Annotated in this window: 21 protein-coding genes; 13 read left to right on the top strand and 8 right to left on the bottom strand. The window is 69.7% G+C overall.

The genetic code is table 11. The features are described from left to right. Nucleotides 1-28: 28 nt before the first annotated feature. Nucleotides 29-700 (bottom strand): histidine phosphatase family protein, encoded by a 672-nt coding sequence (locus tag AC0NZN_RS08490; RefSeq protein WP_474591853.1) that lies wholly within the window; start codon nt 698-700, stop codon nt 29-31. Nucleotides 701-862: 162 nt separating this feature from the next. Here AC0NZN_RS08490 and AC0NZN_RS08485 point away from each other — a divergent pair, with 162 nt between their 5' ends. The 5 genes from AC0NZN_RS08485 (at nt 863) to AC0NZN_RS08465 (ending at nt 3842) form a co-directional block, all read left to right on the top strand. Beyond that, entirely contained in the window at nt 863-1258 is a 396-nt protein-coding gene (locus AC0NZN_RS08485; protein ID WP_474591852.1) for an SHOCT domain-containing protein, read from the top strand. A 151-nt stretch (nt 1259-1409) separates the two neighbouring features. Continuing rightward, a complete protein-coding gene (locus AC0NZN_RS08480) occupies nt 1410-2267 on the top strand; it encodes an N-acyl homoserine lactonase family protein (protein ID WP_474591851.1) in 858 nt (285 codons plus the stop codon). A 4-nt stretch (nt 2268-2271) separates the two neighbouring features. Continuing rightward, the gene (locus tag AC0NZN_RS08475) at nt 2272-2742 is read left to right on the top strand and encodes a MarR family winged helix-turn-helix transcriptional regulator (protein ID WP_474591850.1); all 471 of its coding nucleotides are present in this window, start codon (nt 2272-2274) and stop codon (nt 2740-2742) included. A 44-nt stretch (nt 2743-2786) separates the two neighbouring features. Beyond that, nucleotides 2787-2996, top strand: a complete 210-nt coding sequence (locus AC0NZN_RS08470; protein WP_474591849.1) for a hypothetical protein — start codon at nt 2787-2789, stop codon at nt 2994-2996. Nucleotides 2997-3242: 246 nt separating this feature from the next. Continuing rightward, the gene (locus AC0NZN_RS08465) at nt 3243-3842 is read left to right on the top strand and encodes a hypothetical protein (protein ID WP_474591848.1); all 600 of its coding nucleotides are present in this window, start codon (nt 3243-3245) and stop codon (nt 3840-3842) included. Between the two features lie 7 nt (nt 3843-3849). On the opposite strand, the gene AC0NZN_RS08460 is transcribed toward AC0NZN_RS08465, so the two are convergent. Then, nucleotides 3850-4014, bottom strand: coding sequence for a hypothetical protein (locus AC0NZN_RS08460; protein WP_474591847.1), 165 nt, complete (start codon nt 4012-4014; stop codon nt 3850-3852). A gap of 46 nt (nt 4015-4060) precedes the next feature. Here AC0NZN_RS08460 and lhgO point away from each other — a divergent pair, with 46 nt between their 5' ends. Next, entirely contained in the window at nt 4061-5260 is a 1200-nt protein-coding gene (gene lhgO, locus AC0NZN_RS08455) for an L-2-hydroxyglutarate oxidase (protein WP_474591846.1), read from the top strand. 75 nt (nt 5261-5335) lie between these two features. Here the strand turns inward: lhgO and pgi are convergent, their stop codons facing one another. Continuing rightward, nucleotides 5336-7024 carry a glucose-6-phosphate isomerase gene (gene pgi, locus AC0NZN_RS08450; protein ID WP_474591845.1) on the bottom strand — a complete coding sequence of 563 codons (1689 nt, stop codon included), beginning with the start codon at nt 7022-7024 and terminating at the stop codon, nt 5336-5338. Nucleotides 7025-7238: 214 nt separating this feature from the next. On the opposite strand from pgi, the gene AC0NZN_RS08445 reads away from it, so the two are divergent. After that, nucleotides 7239-7667, top strand: coding sequence for a VOC family protein (locus AC0NZN_RS08445; protein ID WP_474591844.1), 429 nt, complete (start codon nt 7239-7241; stop codon nt 7665-7667). Between the two features lie 116 nt (nt 7668-7783). Here AC0NZN_RS08445 and AC0NZN_RS08440 read toward each other — a convergent pair whose 3' ends face one another. Next, entirely contained in the window at nt 7784-8788 is a 1005-nt protein-coding gene (locus AC0NZN_RS08440) for an adenosine deaminase (protein WP_474591843.1), read from the bottom strand. 124 nt (nt 8789-8912) lie between these two features. Here AC0NZN_RS08440 and AC0NZN_RS08435 point away from each other — a divergent pair, with 124 nt between their 5' ends. Continuing rightward, a complete protein-coding gene (locus tag AC0NZN_RS08435; RefSeq protein ID WP_474591842.1) occupies nt 8913-9602 on the top strand; it encodes a hypothetical protein in 690 nt (229 codons plus the stop codon). Nucleotides 9603-9693: 91 nt separating this feature from the next. Further along, nucleotides 9694-10668, top strand: coding sequence for a UDP-glucose 4-epimerase GalE (gene galE / locus AC0NZN_RS08430; RefSeq protein ID WP_474591841.1), 975 nt, complete (start codon nt 9694-9696; stop codon nt 10666-10668). Between the two features lie 131 nt (nt 10669-10799). On the opposite strand, the gene AC0NZN_RS08425 is transcribed toward galE, so the two are convergent. After that, nucleotides 10800-15383 (bottom strand): family 43 glycosylhydrolase, encoded by a 4584-nt coding sequence (locus AC0NZN_RS08425; protein ID WP_474591840.1) that lies wholly within the window; start codon nt 15381-15383, stop codon nt 10800-10802. Between the two features lie 102 nt (nt 15384-15485). After that, nucleotides 15486-16460, bottom strand: a complete 975-nt coding sequence (locus AC0NZN_RS08420; RefSeq protein ID WP_474591944.1) for a LacI family DNA-binding transcriptional regulator — start codon at nt 16458-16460, stop codon at nt 15486-15488. A gap of 78 nt (nt 16461-16538) precedes the next feature. Here AC0NZN_RS08420 and galT point away from each other — a divergent pair, with 78 nt between their 5' ends. The 3 genes from galT to AC0NZN_RS08405 all read left to right on the top strand — a co-directional run bounded on the left by galT (nt 16539) and on the right by AC0NZN_RS08405 (nt 19794). Continuing rightward, nucleotides 16539-17693, top strand: a complete 1155-nt coding sequence (gene galT, locus AC0NZN_RS08415; RefSeq protein WP_474591839.1) for a galactose-1-phosphate uridylyltransferase — start codon at nt 16539-16541, stop codon at nt 17691-17693. 23 nt (nt 17694-17716) lie between these two features. Then, a complete protein-coding gene (galK, locus tag AC0NZN_RS08410; protein WP_474591943.1) occupies nt 17717-18895 on the top strand; it encodes a galactokinase in 1179 nt (392 codons plus the stop codon). Nucleotides 18896-18957: 62 nt separating this feature from the next. Next, nucleotides 18958-19794: an alpha/beta fold hydrolase gene (locus AC0NZN_RS08405; protein ID WP_474591838.1), complete on the top strand. Its 837-nt coding sequence runs from the start codon at nt 18958-18960 to the stop codon at nt 19792-19794. Between the two features lie 199 nt (nt 19795-19993). Here AC0NZN_RS08405 and AC0NZN_RS08400 read toward each other — a convergent pair whose 3' ends face one another. Together AC0NZN_RS08400 and AC0NZN_RS08395 are read right to left on the bottom strand one after the other, a co-directional pair. Next, on the bottom strand, nt 19994-22270 hold the full coding sequence (locus AC0NZN_RS08400) for a beta-glucosidase (RefSeq protein WP_474591837.1): 2277 nt from the start codon (nt 22268-22270) through the stop codon (nt 19994-19996). A 70-nt stretch (nt 22271-22340) separates the two neighbouring features. Beyond that, nucleotides 22341-23633 carry an MFS transporter gene (locus tag AC0NZN_RS08395; protein WP_474591836.1) on the bottom strand — a complete coding sequence of 431 codons (1293 nt, stop codon included), beginning with the start codon at nt 23631-23633 and terminating at the stop codon, nt 22341-22343. Nucleotides 23634-23736: 103 nt separating this feature from the next. Between AC0NZN_RS08395 and AC0NZN_RS08390 the strand changes: the two genes are divergently transcribed. Then, a complete protein-coding gene (locus tag AC0NZN_RS08390; RefSeq protein ID WP_474591835.1) occupies nt 23737-24348 on the top strand; it encodes a TetR/AcrR family transcriptional regulator in 612 nt (203 codons plus the stop codon). Nucleotides 24349-24363 lie beyond the last annotated feature (15 nt).

Here is a 24363-nt window from a genome sequence, read left to right as displayed (position 1 = left end):
CGCGTACCGGGGATCGCGAACCCGGTCGTCAGGATTCGGAGGGCACCAGAGGAAGCTCGGGTCCGTAGTTCCACGAGAGGATGGCGGGCTGCTCGCGATAGAAGCTGAGCACCGACACAGACCCCGCATCCAGAGTGATCTGCGCGCCGAAGCGAGGTGCCAGCCGGAGGTAGACAGCCGTCAGGATGCGCAGGAAATGGCCGTGCGCGACGAGGGCGACGTCACCGTCCGCCATCGCGGGCAGAACGCGGGTGAGCACGCGCGAGGCGCGTGCCGCCACCTCCTCCACGGTCTCGCCCGGCGTCTGCCCGCGCACGACACCGTGGGTGAACGCGGTCCAGTTGTAGCCGAGCTCGGCGCGGATCTCTCTCGTGGTGCGCCCCTCGTAGCCGCCGTAGTCCCATTCCACGAGCAGCGGATCGATCGCGGCATCCAGACCTGCCAGCTCGGCCGTGCGGCGCGCGCGCTGCAGGGGCGAGGTCAGGATGAGCGAGAAGTCGTAGCCGGTCACGAGCCGGCCCGCACCGCGGGCCAGCTCCTCCCCGCGCGCGGTGAGCGGGATGTCGGTCAGCCCGGTGTGACGGCCCAGCTTCGACCACTCCGTCTCCCCATGGCGCAGCAGCACCAGCTTTCCGGACGGGTTGTCGGGGGCGGGACGATCGGGCAGTCGATCATCGGCGGAAACGGCATCGGTGGACACAGGGCCACCGTAGCCGGACCACGACGTTCCGTCGGCATTCCCGCAGACACGATCCGGGCATCGGCCGAACGGCGGCCGAGTTCGGACGGGAGCCAGTAGGTTGGCGATCAGGCGGGCGTCGAAGCGACGTCTCGCGAGGCCCTGACCGAATGGAAAAAAGAGATGTTCAACGACAACGGGTCGTTCTTGCTGGCCCTTTTCGAGTTCTTCCTGTTCTTCGCCTGGTTCATGTGCCTGTTCTGGATCTTCGGCGACATCTTCCGCAGCAGCGACATCGGCGGCGGTGCGAAGACCCTCTGGGTGATCTTCGTCATCCTCGTGCCGTGGCTCGGAATCCTCGTCTACCTGATCGCGCGCGGCGGCGGAATGCAGAAGCGTCAGCTCGAGCAGGCGAAGGCGATGCAGGCAGCGCAGGCCGAATACATCCAATCCGTCACCAAGTCATCCGGTGGAACGGCGACCGAACAGATCGCCTCTGCCAAGTCGCTGCTGGACTCGGGTGCGATCACCCAGGCCGAATTCGACTCCCTCAAGGCGAAGGCCCTCGCCCAGGGCTGATCGCACGGCGACACTCACGAGATCGCGGCGAAACCGGCATCCCCCAGAGCGGGGGATGCCGGTTTCCGCTTGACAGCCAGGCACTCCCTCGTCAGGATAGATGTCGCGCCATGTATGTCGTGACATCTAATTGGGGGGAACGATGAGCGCCGTGAAGCGGGTTTCCGTCATCAGCACGGGAACCGTGCAGATCCGACCCGAGCACGTCGAGACGAACGGCACGCCACTGCTGTGGTGGTTGAACACTTCTCGCCGGTGGACGGCTCCTCGGCCGATCAACGTGTACGTCATCGAGCACGACAAGGGACTGGTGCTCTTCGACACCGGTCAAGACCGCCGCTCGATCACCGATCCCTCGTACTTCCCCGGCGGCTTCGTCGGACACAACTACCGCCGCCTCGCGAAGTTCGACATTCCAGAAGCCGATACCCTCGACCGGCAGCTGGCGGCGCGGGGTTACGACATCGCGGACGTCCGGGTCGCCATCCTCTCGCACCTCCACCAGGATCACATCGGGGGCCTGCGTGAGCTGTCGCCGAACGCGCAGGTCCTCGTCAGCGGTGACGACCTGGCATCCGTCGACAAGCCGTTCGCCGTGCTCGGCGGTCTGATGCGCGACCACATCATGCTTCCCGGCATCCGGTGGGTTCCCACCGAGATGCGACCGCTCGAGGATGACTCGATCGCGCCCTTCACGAGCGGTCACGACGTGATGGGCGACGGCTCACTGCTTCTCCTGCCGACCCCCGGACACACCGCCGGTTCCACCTCGCTGCTCCTGCGCAGTCAGGGACTGCCGGCGATGCTGTTCGTCGGCGACCTCACGTACGACGCGACCCTGCTCGTGCAGGATCGTGTTCCCGGGGTCGGGAAGCGGAAGGCACTCCATGAGACGACTCGGCGGGTCACACAGCTCGCCGACCGATACCCGGGGATGCCGATTCTGGCCGCCCACGATCCCGCTGCGGCCGGTCTTCTCGAAGCGGCACTGCTGCAGCACACGGAGTGATCAGGTGAGAACGGCTGAACTCCTCCGATACCTCATCCTGGCCGCCCAGCGCGAGGGGAACCGCCGGCTCACCGCGGCGCTCGCGTCGATCGAGCTCACACCTGCGCAGTCCGAGGCGCTGCGCATCCTCGACGATCACGGCCCGCTCGCCCTCAAGCAGCTCGGCGACATGCTGGTGTGCGACACCGGCACCAGCCCGAGCCGGATCGTCGACCGGCTGGTCACCGCGGAACTCGTGCAGCGGGATGCGGGTGAGCACGACCGACGACAGGTGCGACTGAGCATCACTTCCCAGGGCAAGGCGAAGGCGGCCGACGTGCGCGCCATCGAGCAGCAGCTCTACGACACCATCGACGACGCGGTGCACGCCGATGAGGCCGATGCGCTCATCCGCGCCCTTCGCCGGGTGACGCGCGACTCTCCCGCAGGGACGGCTCTGGAGAACCGGCTGGCGGCCGAAGGCCCGACAGACTGACGGATGCCGAGCGCGACCGGCGCGACGGGGCCATAATCGCTCCCATGAGGCTGCAGACGATCGTGCTCACCGCCGCGTTCCTCCTGCTCGCCGTGGGCACCGTCCTGGTGTTCATCGCGTTCGATGCGGGCTCGCACTCGGCGAGCGACACGATCCGGCCGTTCGTCATCACCATGGCACCCATCTGGGCGGCGTTCGGGCTCACGGTGTGGGTGGCTGTGCGAGCCGCATCCGGACGACGCGACGGCCGTTAGGCCGCGTTCGCATCCCTCTCTCTGCTCACGGGGCAGGCGCCTGACTGCCGGGAATCGGCGATCGCGGAGTCCGACCCGCGGCGCCCGCGTGGGCGATGATCGACACATGTACATGGCCCTGCCACCGGCCGCGCGCCGGGAAGACGCCGACGCCGGCGGCGAGTCGTACGGAGCCGTGATCCTCGCTGAGAACGACGGGTCAGCCGCTTCTCCGGCTGGATCTCGCAGCCTCACGAAGGCTGGGTCGTGATCCTCGGAGACCCCGGCGACGGCGTGGTCGCCGACGGGCGCCGAGGCATCATCGAGGTCGGCGGGCTGCTCGCGGAGCACGCCGAGGCTCCGGTGCTCGCCGTGCGCGTTCGGAACGACCGTCAGCTGGGGATCGTCGTCTGGCATGCCGGGCAGGAGCAGGGCCGCTATTGCAGCGACCCGTCGCGCGAGCCGAAGGCCGACGACGAAGGCGACGACATCCTCGACGAGCCGGTGGGTGCGGAGATCGCCCTGTCGTTCACCGAGCTGTGGAACCGAACGGATGCCGAGCACGACCTCAGCGCGCTCCTCGAGGAGCAGCTCGATCCCGACAGCGTTTACGAGTCCGAGCGGCTGATCTCGGTGCTCCGGATGCTGTGCCTGCCGACCTGGATCGTCGCGGCCGGCGTGCTCCCGAAGGACATTCCCACCGGTCCGAAGGCGCGGGAGCTCAGGCGTCTCCGGGCCGGCACGACAGGCGCTCGCGGCGGCATCCTGGCGCGGACGTTGCGACCTGTGCGCCGGCGCCGCCACCCGCCGCCGGTGATCGCCGACCCGCCTCGCGGCGCCGCCGGATTCGAACAATGGATGCTGTGACCCGCGATCACCGCGTGCGAGAGATCTCCAGGCGGCAGCCCCATCGGTCCCCCGCGGCGGTGGTCGAGGCGTCCCAGGTCGGCCCACGTTCATCGCCCCACGCGAGCAGCCTGGCGGTGGCATCCATGAGCGTCTGCGGATGCCCGATGACGATTCTCGGTTCCTCAGACATGGGTTGAGCAGTGCCCGACTTCGATCGAAGAGTCAAGATTGCAGTCATGGAGGATCGGATCGGGGTCGTCGGTGGGGGCATCGTCGGGGTGGCGACGGCGCGGGCTCTGGCGCTGCGCGGCGATGCGGTCACGGTGTTCGAGAAGGAGGGGCGGCTCGCCGCGCATCAGACGGGTCACAACTCCGGAGTGGTGCACGCGGGCCTGTACTACGCGCCGGGGTCGTTGAAGGCGCGGCTGTGCGCGCTCGGGCGTGTGCGCATCCGTGAATTCTGTGAAGAGAAGGGCCTGCCGTACAACGAGGTGGGAAAGCTCGTCGTCGCGGTGGACGAGACCGAGCTGTCGGCGCTGGACGAGATCGAGCGACGCGCGCGTGCGAATGGCGTGCCGGATCTCGCGCGGATCGACGCGGCGACCGGCCTGCGGGAGGTCGAGCCGCATGTCGCCGGGATCGCCGGCGTGCACTCGCCGCACACCGCGGTCGTCGACTACGCCTCGATCACGGAGGCGATGGCCCAGGACGTCCGCGCTGCGGGTGGTGAGATCCGTCTCGGGCATGAGGTGACCGGGATCCGGGTGGAGAACGGGCGGGTGCGGGTGCAGACGCCGGTGTCGGAGGACGTCTTCGATCGGGTGATCGTGTGCGCCGGTCTGCAGTCCGACGTCGTCGCGCGGCTGGTCGGCGCCGACCCCTCGCCGAAGATCCTCCCGTTCCGCGGCGAGTACTGGGAGCTCGCGCCCGAGCGCGGCGATCTGGTGAAGGGGATGATCTACCCCGTCCCCGACCCGCGGTTCCCGTTCCTCGGTGTGCACTTCACCCGGGGCGTGTACGACACCGTCCACGTCGGCCCCAACGCGGTGCCGGCCCTGGCGCGGCAGGGGTACAGCTGGCTGAGCTGGTCGGTGAAGGACACCTGGGCGTCGGCGACCTGGCCCGGCGCGTGGCCCTTGGCGAAGAAGCACTGGCGCATGGGCGTCGACGAGATCAGCGGGTCGCTGATCAAGCCGCTGTACTTCCGGAAGGCTCGCCGCTTCGTCCCCGAGCTGACGATGTCGGATCTCACGCACAAGTCGGCGGCCGGTGTGCGAGCCCAGGCGTGGGCCCGCAACGGCGACCTGATCGACGATTTCGCCGTCGACCAGGTCGGACCCGTCACACTCGTCCGCAACGCCCCGTCCCCCGCTGCGACCAGCAGCATCGCCATCGCGGACTACCTCCTCGAGCACCACCTCGCGCGACGTTCCTGAACCGGGTCGAGGTCCGGTCACGGCGGCGGTGGGATGCGGCGGCGACACCTGCTCGCCGAACCCGGCTCTGGGCGGTCAGCGGCGGTGAGCGTGGTAGTAGGCGAGCAGCGCCCGGGTGGAGGCATCCTGCGCCGCCGTCGCCTCCGCGTCGCCTTCGATCGCCGGCGCGATCTGCAGGGCGAGCTGCTTTCCCAGCTCGACGCCCCATTGGTCGAAGGAGTTGATGCCCCAGATGACGCCCTGGGTGAAAGTGATGTGCTCGTAGAGCGCGATCAGTTCACCGAGTACGCGCGGGGTGAGGGCGTCCGCGAAGATCGACGTGGTCGGCCGATTGCCGGGGAACGTGCGTGCGGCGACGAGCGGCCCGGTGGTGCCTTCGGCCTCCACCTCGTCCGCGGTCTTGCCGAACGCGAGCGCCTTGGTCTGCGCGAGGAAGTTCGCGAGGAACAGGCCGTGCACGTCGCGCCCGCCGTCCTCGAGCGGGTAGGCGGGGTTGGCGAAGGCGATGAAATCGGCGGGGATGAGCCGCGTGCCCTGATGGATCAGCTGGTAGAACGCGTGCTGGCCGTTGGTGCCGGGCTCGCCCCAGAACACCTCGCCGGTGCTGGTCGTCACGGGTGACCCGTCCCAGCGCACGGACTTGCCGTTGGACTCCATGGTGAGCTGCTGCAGGTAGGCCGGGAAGCGACTCAGCTGCTGTGCGTACGGCAGCACGGCGTGCGTCTGGGCGCCGAGGAAGTTCGTGTACCAGATGTTCAGCAGGCCCATGAGAACGGGCACGTTCCGCTGGAGCGGCGTCGTCCGCACGTGCTCGTCGACGGCGTGGAATCCGGCGAGCAGCTCTTCGAACACGTCGGGGCCGAGGGCGATGGCGAGCGAGGTTCCGATGGCGGAGTCCACCGAGTACCGGCCGCCCACCCAGTCCCAGAAGCCGAATGCGTTCTGGGGGTCGATGCCGAATGAGGCGACCTTGTCGAGCGCCGTCGAGACGGCGATGAAGTGGTGGGCGACGGCATCCGTCTTCGCGTCGTCGGAGGCGACATCCACCCCCTGCTCGCCGAGCTTCGCCCACAGCCAGTCCCGCGCCAGTCGGGCGTTCGTGAGCGTCTCGAGCGTGGTGAAGGTCTTCGACGCCACGATGAACAGGGTCGTCTCGGGGTCGAGCTGGGCCGTCTTCTGGGCGAGATCGGTCGGGTCGATGTTCGAGACGAACCGGGCCTCGATGCCCGCATCGGCGTAGGGCCGCAGTGCCTCGAAGACCATGACCGGGCCGAGGTCCGATCCGCCGATGCCGATGTTCACGACGTGCGTGACCCGCTTGCCGGTGATCCCCCGCCAGTCTCCGGAGCGCACGCGGCTCGCGAACGCGGTGACGCGAGCGAGCACCGCATGCACATCCGCGTCGACGTCCTGCCCGTCGACGACCAGATCGGGGGATGCGCCGGCCGGCCGACGCAGCGCGGTGTGCAGCACCGCACGATCCTCGGTCGTGTTGATGTGCGCGCCGGCGAGCATCGCGGCGAAGCGCTCGGCGACACCCGTCTGCGCGGCGAGATCCACGAGGGACGCCAGGATGTCGTCGGTGACGAGGTTCTTCGACAGGTCGACGTGCAGGTCTGCCAGGGCGACGGTGAACCGGTCCGCTCGATCCGGATCATCCGCGAACCACGCGCGCAGATCGGGCGCGAACGTCTGGCTGTGGGCGATGAGCTCCGCCCACGCGGGAGTGCGGGTGGCGTCGATGGGTGCGGTGCTGTCGATCACCCGCTCACGATACTGCCCGCGGATCCGCTGGGCCGCCGATCGCGGGGTGCCACACCGCTCATCGAGAACGCCGTGCCGAGGCGACGGTCCGCCTCTACCGCGCCCTCGGATGCGGGGATACACTCCGCTCGGGGGCCACGTTCGCGCGCCCGAATCGCCGATGCGCTGGGCTGGGCCGGCGCGGGGATGACAACGCCCCCGGACGGGAATCATCATGTTCGAGAACCTGATGGCGACGGCTGTCCTGCCGGCAGCCGACCTCGACCGCGCCAAGGCCTGGTGGCACGACGTGCTGGGCCGCGACCCGGTCTACGCCGATGACCAGGGCGGCAACCTGTTCTACGACGTCGGCGGAACCATGGTGCTCGTGTATCGGAGCGACTTCGCCGGCACGGCGAAGAACACGGCGTTCAACCTCGTGACGGACGACATCGATCGAGACGCGACGCAGCTTCGCACGCACGGTGTCGTGTTCCACGATTACGACATGCCCGGGCTGAAGACGGTCGACGGCATCGCCGAGCTCGGCGGTGAACGCAGTGCATGGTTCAGCGACAGCGAGGGCAACATCTTCGCGATCGGCCAGCCGGCACCCGAGATGATGGAGATGGCGAAGAGGATGCGGGCCGGCAGCGCCGGCTGAGCCCGATCCGCCTGCACGCTCAGACCTGACGCCGGTGCCGACCGGAACGTCGACACCGGCGATAGGTATGCCGTGCCTGTGTCGCGGGTCGCCGATCCCGTCCTGGACCGGAGCGATCAGCCCCCTGTGCGCTGCCGCCTCAGCAGGGCCTTCTCCTCGTCGGGGAGGAACGATGCGGTGATCGAGTTCTCGCAAAGCAGGTCGAGATCGGCGCCGGTCAGGCCGAAGGCATCCACGACGCTGCGGAGGTTGTCGTCGAGATAGCCGCCGAAGTAGGCGGGGTCGTCGGAGTTGATCGTGACGCAGAGTCCGTCGTCGAGCATTCGTCGGATGGGGATCTCGGCCACATCCTGAACGACCTGCAGGCGGACGTTCGACAGCGGACACACGGTCAACGGGATGCGGTCGGCGATCAGCCGTTCCACGAGTCCGGGGTCATCGAGCGCGCGGATGCCGTGGTCGATGCGCTCGGCGCCGAGGACGTCGAGCGCCTGCCACACATAGTCGGCCGGGCCTTCCTCACCGGCATGGGCGACGATGTGCAGGCCGGCCGCCCGAGCATCGGCGAACACGCGCGCGAACCTGGACGGCGGGTTGCCGACCTCGGCAGAGTCCAGCCCGAGCCCCGTCACGGGGACGTCCGCCGCGAGCACGGCATCGAGCATGGCGTGGGCCGAGTCGACGGACTGGTCGCGCAGAACGCACGCGATGATCGAGCTGGAGATGGCCAGTTCCTCCCTGGCCCGGTCCATCGCTCGTCGCAGACCGCGCAGCACCGTGGTCTCCGCGACACCGCGAACGGAATGCGCCTGGGGGTCGACGAACAGCTCGACGTGCGCCACACCGGCGATCCGGGCCCGCAGGAAGTACGCCCACGTCATCGCGAAGAAGTCGTCCTCCGAGCGGAGGACGCGCATGTTCTCGTAGTAGAGATCGAGGAATGACTGCAGGTCGGTGAACTGATACCGGCGGGCAAGGTCGCCCTCGTCGGCATAGGGCAGTGTCAGCTGCTGCTGTCGTGCGAGCTGGAAGATGGTGGCCGGTTCGAGCGTCCCCTCGATGTGCAGGTGCAGCTCGCAGAACGGGCGGTTCACGTGCACCGTCTCCACGTCGTCGCTCATTCGCCTCGGTCCCTTCCTGGTGCGTTTCTACCGCATCTGCGTCGCGCTTGTCCCGCCGCGATGCCGCGCGAGGTCTGATGGCCCACCGCCCTCGGCGCCGGCGCGTATGGAAGTATCGGGCACGATGACCTCTGCATCCACCCGCCGCGCGCTCGCCGTCCTGATGACGGCGTGCTGCCTGAGCCTGCTGACCGGGTGCGCCGATGTCGAGGGTGCTCTCGGTGCGTATTTCGCGCCGGACCCCCTGACCGCCCACCCGCTGAGCGGAGCAACCACGCCATCGGCAGCGGCTCCGGCCGCGCCGGGAACGATCCGCGTGGTGCACACCCCCGCTGTGGTGGTCGACGACATGCACCTCACCGCCGGCTCCTGCCACGCCCGCGTGGTCGACGCGCAGGCCGGGCTGGTGCTCCCGGACCCGGCATGCACGCCGGGGGGCATCGATCCCGCGGTCACGCAGGCGAACATCCAGCAGACGATCTGCCGGACCGGATACACGAAGACGGTGCGCCCTCCGGTCGAGCAGACCGATGCGCTCAAGCACCGGCTGCTGGTCGCGTACGGGCAGGCTTACGCGCGGAGCATCGAGGAGGACCATCTGATCAGCCTCGGGCTGGGCGGGTCCAGCAGCACCTCGAATCTGTGGGTGGAGCCCAACAGGTCCGGAGCGACCTCGACACGGAACCCGAAAGACGACGTGGAGGACATCCTGCATCAGGCGGTGTGCTCGGGGCGGGTGACGCTGGAGGCCGCGCAGCACGCGATGGCCGCCGACTGGACGACGGCCGAGCGGACGTTGGGGCTCACGCGCTGACCTCGGCGGACGACCGTGGCCGACGAGGCTCGCGGGCCCGGTGTCCTCCACCGGCACACGGACGGTGACCTCACGCGGGCAGAATGGTGACATGACCTGGCTTGTCACCGGCGGCGCCGGCTACATCGGCGCGCACATCGTCCGCGCTCTCTCGACCGCGGGGCTCGAACCCGTCGTCATCGACGACCTCTCGAGCGGGCACGCATCCTTCGTGCCGGACGGCGTGCCGTTCGCCGAGGGCACCATCCTCGACCGCGACCTCGTCGAACGCACCCTGCGGGAGCAGGACGTCGAGGGCGTCATCCACGTCGCGGGATACAAGTACGCGGGCGTCTCGGTGCGGCGACCCCTCCACACCTACCAGCAGAACGTCGAGGCGACGCGGATCGTGCTCGAGGCCATGCAGGCGGCGGATGTCACGAACCTGGTCTTCTCGTCGTCCGCCGCCGTCTACGGCACGCCGGACGTGCCGCTCGTCACCGAGGACCTGCCGAAGCGGCCGGCATCCCCTTACGGCGAGTCGAAGCTGATCGGCGAATGGCTGATCCGCGACCAGGCGATCGCGACGGACGGTGCGCTGCGGCACACGTCGCTGCGGTACTTCAACGTGGTCGGCTCGGGCGATCCGTCCGTGTACGACACGAGCCCGCACAACCTCTTCCCCATCGTGTTCGAGAAGCTGCTGGCCGGCGAGACGCCGCGCATCAACGGCGACGACTACGACACCCCGGACGGCACGAACGTGCGCGACTACGTCCATGTCGCCGACATCGCGGCCGCACACGTCGTCGCCGCTCAGCGCCTCGCCTCGGGGGAGCCGATCGAGCCGGCGTACAACCTGGGCTCGCAGAACGGTCTCTCCGTGCGCGAGATCATGGATGCGATGGCCCGCGTCACCGGCATCGACTTCACCCCCGAGATCGGGGCGCGCCGGCCAGGCGATCCCGACCGCATCGTCGCCACCGGCGACCTCGCGGCCCGCGACCTCAACTGGAAGAACCGGTACACCGTGGACGAGATGGTCCGCACGGGCTGGGAGGCCCGGCGCGCCGCATCCACCGTCTGATGCCTGTCGGCATCCATCTCGAGTCCACCGCCGTGCGCAACGGCGTGGCGCGCTTCGCGCACCAGCACCCTGCCGCCGCCTGACACGACCCGGCCAGAGGCCGAAGGCCCCGGCCGGGTCGTGTCACGCGCTCACCCGCAGAGCACGCCGTCGTACGAGAAGGAGTATGTCCCGCTCACGGTCTTGCCCTCCAGCAGGCCCGTGACGACCGCGGTCCCTCCACTGGCGGGCAGCACGGCCGTCTTCACCGGGAAGGCGAGCTTCTCGGTCGTTCCGGCCGCGACCCCCGTGAGCGTCTTGGTGGCGAAGTCGGTCGTCACCGCCACGTCGAGCGGGGTGGCCGCAGAATTCGCCGCCGCGACGAAGAGCTGCACCCGGTCCGCCACGCATTTCGTCGTGACGCTCAGCCGCACCTCGAACGGCAGGACGGGTCCGACCTTCGCGGATGCCGTGGCGCCCGGCCAGAGCGGCTTCGTGCCGGTGACCACCGCCGCGATGGTGGCCCCCGCATCCGCCGCCGTCAGCGTGTAGGTCGCGCTGTTCGCACCGTCGATCGGTGCGCCGTCACGCGTCCACGCGATCGAGGAGGCCGTCCACGGCGTCGACGGCGTCGCCGTCAGCGTGCGGCCCACGATCGGCGTGCCGGCGATGGAGACGGTCAGCGGCTGCGGGTCGGGCACGGTCTCCGGCGCCACGCTCGACAGCGTCGGCGTGACCGGCTGGAAGACCCCGTCGGCACCCACCGTGAGGCGGTCGATCGTCGTCTCGCGGTGCTGGCCGTCACCGCCCGGGATCGCGAACCGGTGGTACGCGATGTACCAGTCGTCCGTGCCCGGGACGTTGATGATCGAGCTGTGACCGGTCGCCAGGATGCCCTGCGACGGATCCTTCTGCAGCAGCACCCCCCTCGAGGTCCACGGGCCGTTGACGCTCGTGGACGTGGCATAGCCGACGCGGTAGTCGGCCGACCCGGTGTCGTCGATCGAGTAGGTCAGGTGGTACACGCCGTTCCGGTAATTCATGAAGATGCCCTCGCGGAAGTCGGTGAGCCCCGAGATCGCGGCGATCGTGCCGGGCTTGATCGACGTCATGTCGTCGCTCAGCTCGGCGTAGACGGGCTTGCCGTTGCCCCAGAACAGGTAGTACTTGCCCGTCTGCGGGTCCCGGAACGCCGCCGGATCGATCGCCTGACCGCTCGTCACCGACTCGTTGTTCAGGATCATCGCCGTCGGCTGCGCGACGAACGGCCCGTCGGGGCTGTCGCCCACCGCGACGCCGATCGTCTTGCGGTTGTAGGTCGGATTCTGCCCGCTGAAGTACAGGTAGTACTTGCCGCCCCGCTCGATGACCGTCGGCGCCCACGCGTTGCCCGTCGCCCACGGCACGTTGCCGTTCGCCCCGTCGAGCGTCAGCACCGGCGTGTCGGAGCGCGACCAGTGCACGAGGTCGGTGGACTTCCACACGTAGAGGGTGTTGCCGCCCCATCCGGCGTAGCCGTCGGATGTCGCGTAGATGTAGTACGTGCCGCCGAAGACCGCGATGTTCGGGTCGGCATACAGCCCCGGCAGCACCGGGCTGTTGACCGGCTCGGCCCGCAGCGTCCACGTCGCCGTGCTGCCGTCCGCCGCCGTCAGGGTGTACGCCACGGGCTTCGACAGGTCGACGATGTCGCCGGAGGCGGGGGATGCGGTGACCCCGGCGCCGACCGTGAAGGTCGGTGCCAGCCTCGTCAGGTCGGTGCCCGGCTTCACCGGGTAGACCACTGTGCGACCGGTCGCCTGCGTCACCGGATCGGTCTTCAGCACGCTCGGGTCGCTCAGCGACGCGCCCACGAGCGCCGTCGTGTTGCCCGAATCGGCGAGGATCTCCGCCGGGCTCAGCGCCCGGTTGTAGAGCGCGAACTCGCGGAACCTGCCCATGAACTTCTTGTCAGCCGAGTACATCGACCGGCCGAGGTAGTTCGCCGCGGTGAAGCCGCTGCCGATGTCCTTCGGCAGAGTCGTCACACCCGTCTTGACCGCGACCTGCACGCCGTCGAGGTAGATGCGCGCGGTGCCCCCCTGCAGCGTGTAGGCGAGGTGCGCCCACCGGCCGCGGGGCAGGGCCGTGCCCTGGGTCGCCGTCTGCTCGGTCGTCCAGTTGCCGGTCGCGATGCTTGTACGGTAGGCCGAGTCGCCCGTCGTGAAGAGGTAGCCGCTGCCGGCGCCCGACGCATCCGTGTTGCCGAATCCGTAGATGAAGTAGCTGCCGGCCTGCGCGGGGTCGACCCACACGTCCGCCTCGACGGTCGTGTCGGTCATCCCGGCGAGCAGGTCGTCGGGCATGTCGACGTAGCCGTCGGTGCCGTTCAGGGTCAGGGAGCCGGACGACCAGGTCGTCCCGCCCACGATCGTGCCGTCGTGGCCGTTGCCGGTGCGGTCGTGCACGACACTGCCGGAGCCCTCGCTGAAGTCGTAGCGCAGGATCTGCCCGTCCGCATCCGCCGTCGCCGGCGCCGGGCCGGCGCTCAGCGCCGCGAGCTCGGCCGCCGTCACCGGGAGGACCGTGCCGTGGCGCGGCTTGGTCGGCAACGTGTAGTTCGACGACACCTTCCAGTTCGGGGCGGCGATGTCGGCCGTCTCGAGCGGGATGTAGCCGCGCCCGCCGTACTCGTCGACGAAGAGGTAGTACTTGTCGCCGTTGACGTCACCCGCGTTCGACTTGAACACGGTGGGACCTTCGACGGCCGCGGTGCCGGCGTTCTTGCCGATGCACGAGGCGACCATCTTCCAGTCGGGCAGGGTCGCGCGCAGCGACGTCGAGCTCTCCTGGATGATGTCGCTGCATCCCGTCGTTCCGGCCCCCTCGTCCTTGGTGAACCGCTGGTAGACGCCGTTCGCCTTGATGACGGTGGAGTCGATGCGCGAGACGCCGTCCTGCCAGATCTGCGGCGTCGAGAACGTCGTGAAGTCGCGGGTCGTGGCGTACAGCATCCGGTTGTACGTGCTGCCGGTGTGCCCGGGGTCGTTCGCCGCGTAGAGCTTCGAGGCCCAGAAGACGACGTACGCGCCGATGGTGTCGTCCCAGTACGCCTCGGGCGCCCACGTGTTGCCCGCGGTGTCGGGCGAGACCTTCACGTGCCGCTGCGCGCCCCAGTGCACGAGGTCGTGCGACTCCCACACCTCGAGGTACAGGCTTCCGGTGCGCTGCGACGCGTCCCACGAGGTGCCACTGCCGATCGAGAGGTCGGTCGCGATCAGGTAGAACGTGTCGCCCTCGGGAGAGCGGATGACGAACGGGTCGCGCAGGCCCTTCGTGCCGAACTGCGAGGTGAGCACCGGACGGCCGCCGTTGACCTCGTTCCACTTCAGCGCGTTGTTGCCCTGGCTGGCGGCGAAGTAGATGTTCTCGCCCGCGACCGTGTCGCCCGTGAAGTACGCGAAGGCGTAGCCCGCCATCGGGCTGGGCGGGACGGCCTTGCGCACGTGCGCCGTGAACGCGCGGGTGGTGGATGCGGCGCCCTTGACGAGCGTCGCGGTCAGGGTCACGTCGGTGTCGACGGACTGCCGGTGCACGACGCCGTCGGTGGCGACGACGTCGACGTTCGAGGACTGCCAGGAGAGCTGGATGCCGGCGGGGGCGGCCGGCAGCGTCAGGTTTCCGCGCACGTCGTCGATGTTCGTGATGCTGAGCGCAGCCGCAGCATCGGCAAGGGCGGCGGTGTCGCTCGGCAGCGCGAGGACGGTCGCCGTGAAGGCTCGGGTCGTCGACGCCCCGCCCCGGGAGATCGTGGCGGTGAGGGTGACGGATGCGTCGGGGGTGTCCGCCGCGGGCCGGGTCACCGTGCCCGTGTTCGAGATCGCGGGGTCGCTGGATGCCCACGAGATCGCCGCGCCGTTCGCGCCCGTGGTCGGGAGGGTCACGTCGGCGGTGATGGCGCTGAGGTCGCCGAGCGAGAGGGCCGCGGCATCCCGCTGCACCCGGTCGGAGTCGGACGGCTGGAGCGTCGCGATCTCGGCCGGGGTGAGCGCGTGGTCGTAGATGCGGAAGTCGCGGACATTGCCGCTCAGGTACTTGTCGGCGTTGTAGACGGAACGACCGATGTAGTCGGCGGTGGTGTGGCCGCCGCCGATGCCGCCGGGGGTCGTCGTGACCGATGTGCTGCGGGCGACCTGGGTGCCGTCGAGGTAGAGGGTCGCGGTGCTCGTGGCGTGGTCGATCGTGTAGGTGAGCGTCTTCCAGGTGCCCCGGGCGAGGGCGGCGTTGGAATTGACCCCCTGCTCGGTCGACCAGTTGCCGGTCGCGGCGGCGGCTCGGTAGCTGTCGCCGGTCGCGAAGAGGTAGCCGTTGCCGACACCGCCGGAGTCGGTGTTGCCGAACGCCCAGAGCATGTACGGCGTCGACTGCGTGGGCTTCACGAGCACCTGCGTGCTGACGGTGATGGAGCTGAGACCGGACATCACGTCGTCGGGAAGCTTGACGTATCCGGTGGACCCGTTGAGCGCCAGGCCCTCGCTGCCGGTCAGGGTCGCGCCGCCCGTGAGCGTGCCGTCCCGGCCGTTGCCGGAGCTGTCGACCGCGGCCGTCCCGGTCGTGCCGTCGAGCGCGTAGCGCAGCACGAGACCGGCGTCCGCCCCGGCGGCGGGTGCCGCTCCTGCGGTGAAGCCGGCCGCGACGACGGCCGTGGCGATCAGTGCTGCGGCGGCGGTTCTCGACCTGCCGAACATCGTGGGCATCTTTGCTCCTCTGTCTGCTCCTGCGTCGGAGTACGAGAATTGTTAGCGGTAACAATCCTCGTCGGACACGATAGGGGCGGACGCCGCGCGCGTCAAACGTCGTTACGGGCGAGTGCTCGCGCGGACCACGAGAGGCGCCGGCATCAGCTCGGGCGCCGGTGTCGATCCGGTCTCGATGGATGCCACCAGCATCTCGAGCGCACGCTCGCCCAGCGAGTCGAAATCCTGCCGGACGGTGGTCAGCGGGGGCCGGTATTCCGCGGCATCCGCGATGTCGTCGAAGCCGACGACGCTCACGTCCTCGGGCACACGGCGGCCGGTGTCGGCGAGTGCGCGCAGCGCGCCGAGCGCCATCTGGTCGTTGGCTGCGAAGACGGCCGTCGTGTTCACGGGCAGGTCGCGGGCGACCGCGAATCCGGATGCGGAGCTCCAGTCGCCGCGGACCGGTTCCGGGATGTCGGCGCCCGCCGTTGTGAGCGCTTCGCGCCATCCGCGCTGACGCTCGGCCGCGGCGAACGAGCCCTCGGGTCCCGCGATGTGGCGGACCGTTCGATGGCCATGGGCGAGCAGGTGCTCCGTCGCGGCGCGGGCTCCCCCGGCGTGGTCGGTGGCGATGACTCCGGCTCGCGCGTCGCCGAAGCGCGCGCCGGGGGGAGCGTCGACGACGACCAGGGCCAGGCCGGACGGGATGACGGCATCCTGTGCGAGACGTGTGGCCTCGTTCAGCACGATCGCGCCGTCGACACCCTGCTCGCGCAGCTGCTCGAAGGCATCGCCCACGGCTCCGGAGACGCCGAGGGTCACGACCGCGAGGGCGTAGCCGCGCGATGCGGCCGCATCCGCCACCGCCTGCAGCATCCGGGAGTTGCCGACCGTCGCGAGCGTCGCGGCGACGAGGCCGATCGTCTGCGTGCGGCCCGTGCGCAGGGCTCGAGCCGCGCGGTGCGGGCGGTAGTCGAGCTGCTGCATCGCGGCCTCGACGCGGGCGCGGGTCGCGGGGTCGACGCGCGGGCTGTCGTTGACGACGCGCGAGACCGTCTGACCCGAGACGCCGGCGAGGGCGGCGACGTCGGCCATCGAGACGCGCTTCGGCTCCACAGCATCCCCTCCACTCTCGTGTTGACGATAACATAGCAGTCCTGTTACCGTGTTGACGTGAACACACCGGAGATCCTCGGCGCAGGAGTCGCCAAGCGAGCCACCGTCCTCGCCGACGGCCGCGACCTCGTCTACTACGACGATCCCGACACTCGGCTCGGTCCCGACCGGTCGGTCGACGCCCGCACGCTCGACCCCCGGCCCGAGACCGCGACCATGCGCCTCGACGTGCTGACCGGCGACTGGATCACGATCGCCGCCGCGCGCCAGAACCGCGTGATGCTGCCGAGCGCCGACGCCGACCCGCTCGCGCCGCAGACGCCGACCAATCCGAGTGAGATCCCCTCGCGCTACGACGTCGCCGTGTTCGAGAACCGCTCGCCGTCGTTCGGCCCGGCTCTGCCCGTCGCCGTCGGCACGGCACCCGCGGCGATCGACCCGCCCCGGGGCCTCGACGACCTCGACCGTCTCGGCCTCGGCCGCACCCGCACGAGCGTCGGGCGCTGCGAGGTCGTGTGCTTCAGCCCTGAGCACTCCGGGTCGTTCGGCACGCAGTCGGTCACCCGCGCCCGCACCGTGATCGAGGCCTGGGCGGATCGCACGACCGCCCTCTCGGCGATCCCCGGCATCGAGCAGGTCTTCCCGTTCGAGAACCGCGGCGAGGCGATCGGCGTCACGCTCCCGCACCCCCACGGCCAGATCTACGCCTACCCGTACGTCACGCCGCGCACGCGCCGGGTGCTCGACGCGGTGGAGAAGACCGGCCCCGACCTGTTCACCCGCATCCTCGAGTTCGAGCGCGCGTCGGAGCGCGTCATCCTCGAGGGCTCGCACTGGACGGCCTTCGTGCCGTTCGCCGCCCGCTGGCCGCTCGAGGTGCACCTCATGCCGCACCGGCAGGTGGCGGACTTCGCGGCGCTCAGCGGTGAGGAGCGCGACGAGCTCGCCCCGCTGTACCTGCGACTGCTGCGCGGCGTCGACGCCCTGTACGAGACGCCGACGCCGTACATCGCGGCCTGGCACCAGGCGCCCGTGCACGTGGGACGGGATGCGGTGCGCCTGCACCTGCAGCTCACCTCACCGCGGCGCGCCGCGGACAAGCTCAAATTCCTCGCCGGATCCGAAGCCGCCATGTGGGCATGGACCGCCGAGATCCCGCCGGAGACATCTGCCGCGCGCCTGCGCGAGGCCGTGGAAGGAGTCACCGTATGACCGCGAACGCCCGTCCCGACGCGATGATCGCGCCGGAAGACCCCATCGGCGCCGCGTGCGCCCTGCTCGCCGTCATGACCGGCGCCGAGCCCGACGGCATCTGGTCCGCGCCCGGCCGGGCCAACCTCATCGGCGAGCACACCGACTACAACGACGGGTTCGTTCTGCCCTTCGCGATCGACCGCCGCACCGTCGCAGCCGTGCGCGTGCGCGACGACGGGCGGATCCGCGTGGCATCCACGTTCGACCCCGAGCCCGTGGAGATCGACCTCGCCGACCTCGCCGTGGGAGAGTTCCCGCGGGATGCCGTTCCCGAATGGGCGGCATACCCCCTCGGGGTGGCCTGGGCGCTACTCGCCGGAGGCGTCGACGACGCGGTCGGCGTCGACATCGCCCTCGCCTCGGACGTTCCCGTCGGCGCCGGACTCTCGTCGTCCGCCGCGATCGAGGGGGCCACCGCATCCGCCCTGCGCGACGTCTGGGCACTCGACCTCGACGCCACCGCCCTCGCCCGCATCGGCCGCCGTGCCGAGAACGAGGCCGTCGGCGCACCGACCGGGATCATGGATCAGATGGCGTCGATGCTCGGCCGCCGCGATGCGGCGATCTTCATCGACTGCCGGTCGCTCGAGGGCACGCCGGTCGACCTCGGCTTCGCCGCCGCGGGCCTGGAGCTGCTCGTGATCGACACGCGGGTCGCGCACGCCCACTCGACCGGCGGCTACGGCGATCGCCGTGCGGCGTGCGAGCGCGGCGCGGAAGCGCTCGGGGTGAAGGCGCTGCGCGATCTCTCCCCCGACGACCTCGACCGCGCGCGCGAGGTGCTCGACGAGACGACCTACCGCCGGGTGCGCCATGTCGTGACCGAGGACCAGCGCGTGCTCGACACCGTGCGCCTCCTGCGCGAGGACGGTCCGCTGGCCATCGGAGATCTGCTCGTCGCATCGCACGTGTCGCTCCGCGACGACTTCGAGGTCTCGTGCCCCGAGCTCGACACGGCTGTCGACGCGGCCCTCGCCGCGGGAGCCGTCGGAGCCCGCATGACCGGAGGCGGATTCGGCGGCAGTGCGATCGCGCTGGTGCGCCGTGAGGATGCGGATGCGGTCTCCCGCGCCGTCACGCGGGCCTTCGCCGACGCCGGCTTCGCCGAGCCCGTCGTCTTCATGGTCGAGCCTTCGGAGGGCGCGCGCCGGGACTCCTGAGACGGGAGGGGACTAACGTCGGACCGGGGTGCCGGCATCCCGCCCGCCCCGAAGGGAGTGTCATGGCATACATCACGGTCGACCACGAGAACTCCGTCGACATCGACCTCTTCTACACCGACCAGGGCACCGGCCAGCCGGTGGTGCTGATCCACGGGTTCCCGCTGAACGGCGAGTCATGGGCGGCGCAGTCCGCCGCACTGCTGGATGCGGGCTTCCGCGTCATCGCGTACGACCGGCGCGGGTTCGGCGCATCCACCAAAGCCGGCTGGGGCTACTGGTACGACACGTTCGCCGCAGACCTCAACGTCCTGATGGAGCGGCTCGACCTGCGGGATGCCGTGCTCGCGGGCTTCTCGATGGGCACGGGCGAGATCGCGCGGTACCTCTCCACGTACGGCAGCGCGCGCGTCGCGAAGGCCGTGTTCATCAGCTCACTGGAGCCCTACCTGCTCCTCACCGACGACAACCCCGCCGGCGCCGCTCCGCAGGAGTACTTCGACGGCGTGTCGGCGGCTGTGCGCGCCGATCGGTGGGCGTTCCTCACCGGCTTCTTCCACGACTTCTACAACCTCGACGACCTGCTCGGATCGCGCATCTCGCCCGAGGCGGTCGCCGCGAGCGTTCAGGTCGCCAACCAGATGGGCAACGTCGCGATCGTCGCGGCGCCGCTGTCGTGGCCCACGGATTTCCGCGCCGACATTCCGAAGATCGACGTGCCGGCGCTCATCCTGCACGGCACGGCGGACAACATCCTGCCGATCGACGCGACCGCGCGGCGGTTCCGCGAGCTGCTGCCCGACGCGGAGTACGTCGAGATCGAGGGCGCACCGCACGGGATGCTGCTGACCCACGCTGCCGAGGTCAACGAGGCGCTGCTCTCCTTCCTGCGCCGCTGACCCCTCGCCCTCCCGCCCCCGGACCCTCACCCGGACGCCCGCGAGCCCGCCCGGACGCCCTCGAGCCCGCCCTGACGCCCGCGAGCCCGCACTCGATTTCCCAGCCCGCACTCGATGCACGCATATCGGGTGCGGGCTCGGGAAACGAATGCGGGCTCGCGGTGTCGGAGGGGTCAGGAGGAGGGGTCAGGAGGAGGGGTCAGGCCTGGGCGTTCGCCATCGCGATGAGGCCGTCGATCATCTCGGGGCTCGCGCCGGCGCCGTCTCCGGCGAGCGCGCCCATCATGCCGATGCGGCCGATCGGGAACGACTCCATCATCTTCATGAAGTCGACGCCCTCCGGCATGATCGAGGCCGCGCCGTCGCCCATGCCGGCCATCATCTGGGCGATCTGGGCCTGGACGATCGGACCCGCGACCGGGTGACGCATGACCTCGCCGAGCGACGACGTGCGCGAGAGCGGGAGGACCAACGCATCGCCCTCGACCGCAACCGAGACCGAGGAGCGGATGTCGCGGCTGGATGCGGCGACATCCACCGTGTACTCGCCGCCCTCGACGACCCAGCGGTCGGCGCGGATGTCCCAGTACGCGAGGTCCTGGCGGCGCACGCTCAGCGTGACGGTCCGCGTCTCCCCGGGCTGCAGCTCCACCGACGCGAAGGCCTTGAGCTCGCGCGGAGCGCGCTGCACCGACGAGCCGGGCAGCGACGTGTAGACCTGGACCACCTCGCGGCCGGCGCGGTCACCCGTGTTCGTGACCTCGACGGTGACCTCGACGTCGCCGTCGGCGTCGACCGCGGCCGTGGCATCCCCGTACGAGAACGTCGTGTACGAGAGGCCATGGCCGAACGGGTAGGCGACCTCCATCCGGCGCGCGTCGTACCAGCGGTAGCCGACGAAGAGGCCCTCTCCGTAGCGGACGTGCGAGAACTCGCCCGGGAAGTCGAGGAACGCCGGGGTGTTCTCGAGCCGCACCGGGATCGTCTCGGTGAGCTTGCCCGAGGGGTTGACCTCGCCGAACAGCACGTCGGCAGTCCCGCCGCCGCCGGCCTGGCCGAGCAGCCAACCCTCGAGGATCGCGGGAACGGATGCCGCGAACGGCAGCGCCACGACGCCGCCGTTCGAGAGCACCACGACGACGTTCTTGTTGGCGACGATGACCGCGTCGAGCAGCTCCAGCTGCCCGGCGGGGAGGTCGATGTCCTCGCGGTCGTAGCCCTCGGACTCGAGGCGGGCGGGCAATCCGAGGAACACGACCGCCACGTCTGCGCGGGATGCGGCGATCACCGCCTCCTCGCGCAGCGCCTTGGCCTCCGCGTCGGACACCTCGAGCGCGTTGCTGAAGCCCTGCGCGTACTCGACCTCCTGCGTCGCGAGCGCGCGGATCTCCTCGAGCGCCGAGTCGAGACGCGTCGGGTTGATCATCGACGAGCCGGCGCCCTGGTAACGCGGCTTCTCGGCGAACTCGCCGATGACGGCGATCTTCGCGTCCTTCGCCAGCGGCAGCAGGTCGCCGTCGTTCTTCAGGAGCACGATCGAACGGCCGGCGGCCTCGCGGGCAAGCGCGTGGTGCGCGTCGACGTCGAGGGGACCCTCGACAGCACCCGCGCCGTCGGTCGCCTTGCGGACCAGGTCGAGCACGCGGTTCACGGCGGTGTCGAGCACGGCCTCGTCGAGCGAGCCGTCCTGGACGGCGGCAACGAGCTGCGCGTCGGTGACGCCGTTCGACGAGGGCATCTCGAGATCCATGCCGGCGGCGAGGCTCGGGACGCGCTCGTTCACGGCGCCCCAGTCCGAGACGACGAGGCCCTTGTAGCCCCACTCGTCGCGCAGCACCTCGGTGAGCAGCCACGCGTCCTCCGAGGCGTAGACGCCGTTGATGCGGTTGTAGGAGCACATGACGGTCCACGGCTGCGCGTCCTCGACCACGCGCTGGAAGCCACGCAGGTAGATCTCGCGCAATGGGCGCGGGTCGACGTCGCTGGATGCCCGCATCCGGTCGTTCTCCTGGTTGTTGGCGGCGAAGTGCTTCAGCGAGGTGCCGACGCCCTTCGACTGGATGCCGTTGACGATCGCCGCTCCCAGGACGCCTGAGACGATCGGGTCCTCGGAGAGGTACTCGAAGTTGCGGCCGCACAGCGGCGAGCGCTTGATGTTGATGCCCGGGCCGAGGAGGACGGCGACGTTCTCGATGGACGTCTCGGTGCCGAGCGCCTCGCCGACGCGGCGGATCAGGTCGACGTCCCACGACGAGCCGAGGCCGACGGCGGGCGGGAAGCAGGTCGCCGGCACGCTGTCGCCGATGCCGAGGTGGTCGCCCGACTCGCGCTGCTTGCGCAGTCCGTGGGGGCCGTCGGTCACCATGATGGCGGGGACGCCCACACGCTCGATGGGCTTGGTGTACCAGAAGCTCGCGCCGCTCGTGAGCGACGCCTTCTCCTCGAGGGTCAGATCTGATGCGGTGACGTCGGCCATGCGCTCGTCCTTTCGTGGGAGGGGTGGTGGCCCGGGGGCGACGGGCGATCCCGCCGCCCCCGGGAGTCGATCAGCGGGTCGCCTTGATCGGCCAGATCGCAAAGGCCCCCAGAAGGCCGAGCACGATCGCGATCGGGAAGAGCGCCTTGTAGCCGAACGCGAGGACGATCGCACCGGCGACGCCGGGCGCGAGGGTCTGCGGGAGCGTGGCGGCGATGTTGACGATGCCGAGGTCTTTCGCGAAGGACTTCGCCGAGGGCAGCACCTCGCTCATGAGCGCCGTGTCCACCGCCTGGAACATGCCGAATCCGAAGCCCGCGACGAAGGTCATGATCATCCACGCCGTGAGGTCCTGCCACATCCAGGGGAGCAGGAAGCCGAGGGCGACGACGACGGCCGACGCGAACACGAACGGCTTGCGACGGCCGACCTTGTCGGACAGCGGACCCGACACGATGGTCGAGATCAGGATGCCGACGAGGCTCAGGATGCCGAGCAGCGGGATGACCGTCTCCGGCTTGGCGACGTGGAAGTAGTCGGTGAGCAGGTAGAGCTGGAACCCGGTGACCGCGAAGTAGCCCGTGTAGAGCAGCAGGCGCCCGGTGAACGCCCAGAAGAAGTCGGGGTGCCTGACGGGGTTGACCCAGAACGTGCGGAGGAAGTCGCCGAAGCTGAACGGCTCCCTCGCGAGGTTCGTGCTCGGGTGGTCGGGGTTGAAGGCGACGAACAGCATCAGGGCGACGACCGCGATCACCGCGAACACGATGTAGCCGAGGGCGATGCTGTGGAAGAAGAACGAGGCGACGATCGATCCGCCGAGGGCGCCGACCATCAGGCCGATCCCCGACAGGGCCGCGAAGGTTCCGCGCCGCTTGAGCGGCACACGGTCGGGCATGACGGCCGACAGCGGCCCCTGCGCGAAGTTGAAGCAGATCTGGACGAGCGTCCAGGCGATGATCAGGCCGACCACCGTGTTCGCGAAGGCCAGGCCGACGAGCGACAGCGCGCCTGCGAGAGCGCCGATGACGATCCACGGCGCGCGGCGACCCCAGCGCGACCGCGTCCGGTCCGAGATCTGGCCGGCGATCGGCTGAGCGATCATCGCGGCGAAGGCGCCGACGGTCGCGACCACCGTGAAGGTCGCCACCTTGTTCGCGTCGCCGAACTGCAGCGCGATCTGCTGCGGCAGCAAGATGCCGGGCACGGCCCCCCAGACGAGGAAGATCCCGAGGTTTGCCGGGATGATCCACCACATGAGGCGGCGGAGTCCCTTCACGGGCGTGGGCGGATCGTCGTTGCCGGATGCGGTGGCGACGAAGGTGGTCTCGGTGATCGGGAGGACCGACTCGGACGGCAGTGTCATGGGTTTCCTCGGGGGTGAAGGAACGCTCGCCTCTGAGCGCAAGCAAAACCATACGACATTCGGTTTTGAGATTTCAAGTGCCGTTCGGGTTTAATCTCATGTCATGGCGAAGAGGGGTTCGTACGCGAAGGGCGTCGCAAAGCGCGAGGAGATCCTCACGCGCGCGCTCGAGGTGATCGCCCGCGAGGGCTTCCGCGGCGCATCCGTCCGTGAGATCGCGGATGCCGTCGGCCTCAGCCAGGCGGGACTCCTCCACTACTTCGGCTCGAAGGAGCAGCTGTTCGTCGAGATCCTCCGCAAGCGCGACGAGATCGACGCCGGCCAGTTCGAGCCCGGCGAGGTGGACCTCGCCTCGATGCGCGAGGGCTACCTGCGCGTCATCCGGCACAACAGCGAGGTGCCCGGCGTGGTCGAGCTGTTCTCGAGGCTCGCCGTCGAGGCCGGAGATACGACGCATCCGGCGCACGAGTACTACCTGCAGCGCAGTGCCCTGGTTCGTCGCCTGTTCACCGAGACGGTGCGGAGAGAGCAGGAGGCCGGACGCATCAGCGACCGGGTCGACGCCGAGGTCGTCGCGCGCCTGCTCCAGGCCGCGTCGGACGGGATGCAGCTGCAGTGGCTCCTCGATCCCGATGTCGACATGGCGGCGACGATCGACGCGCTGTTCCAGCTGCTGGCGCCGGTGCCGGCACCCGCGGACGCCGCCGCCAGCTGACCCGCGCGGTGAGGT

It is taken from the genome of Microbacterium sp. sgz311019 (assembly GCF_056135325.1).
Note: the sequence above shows the minus strand (reverse complement) of the source record. Positions and strands in the feature narration are given on the sequence as shown.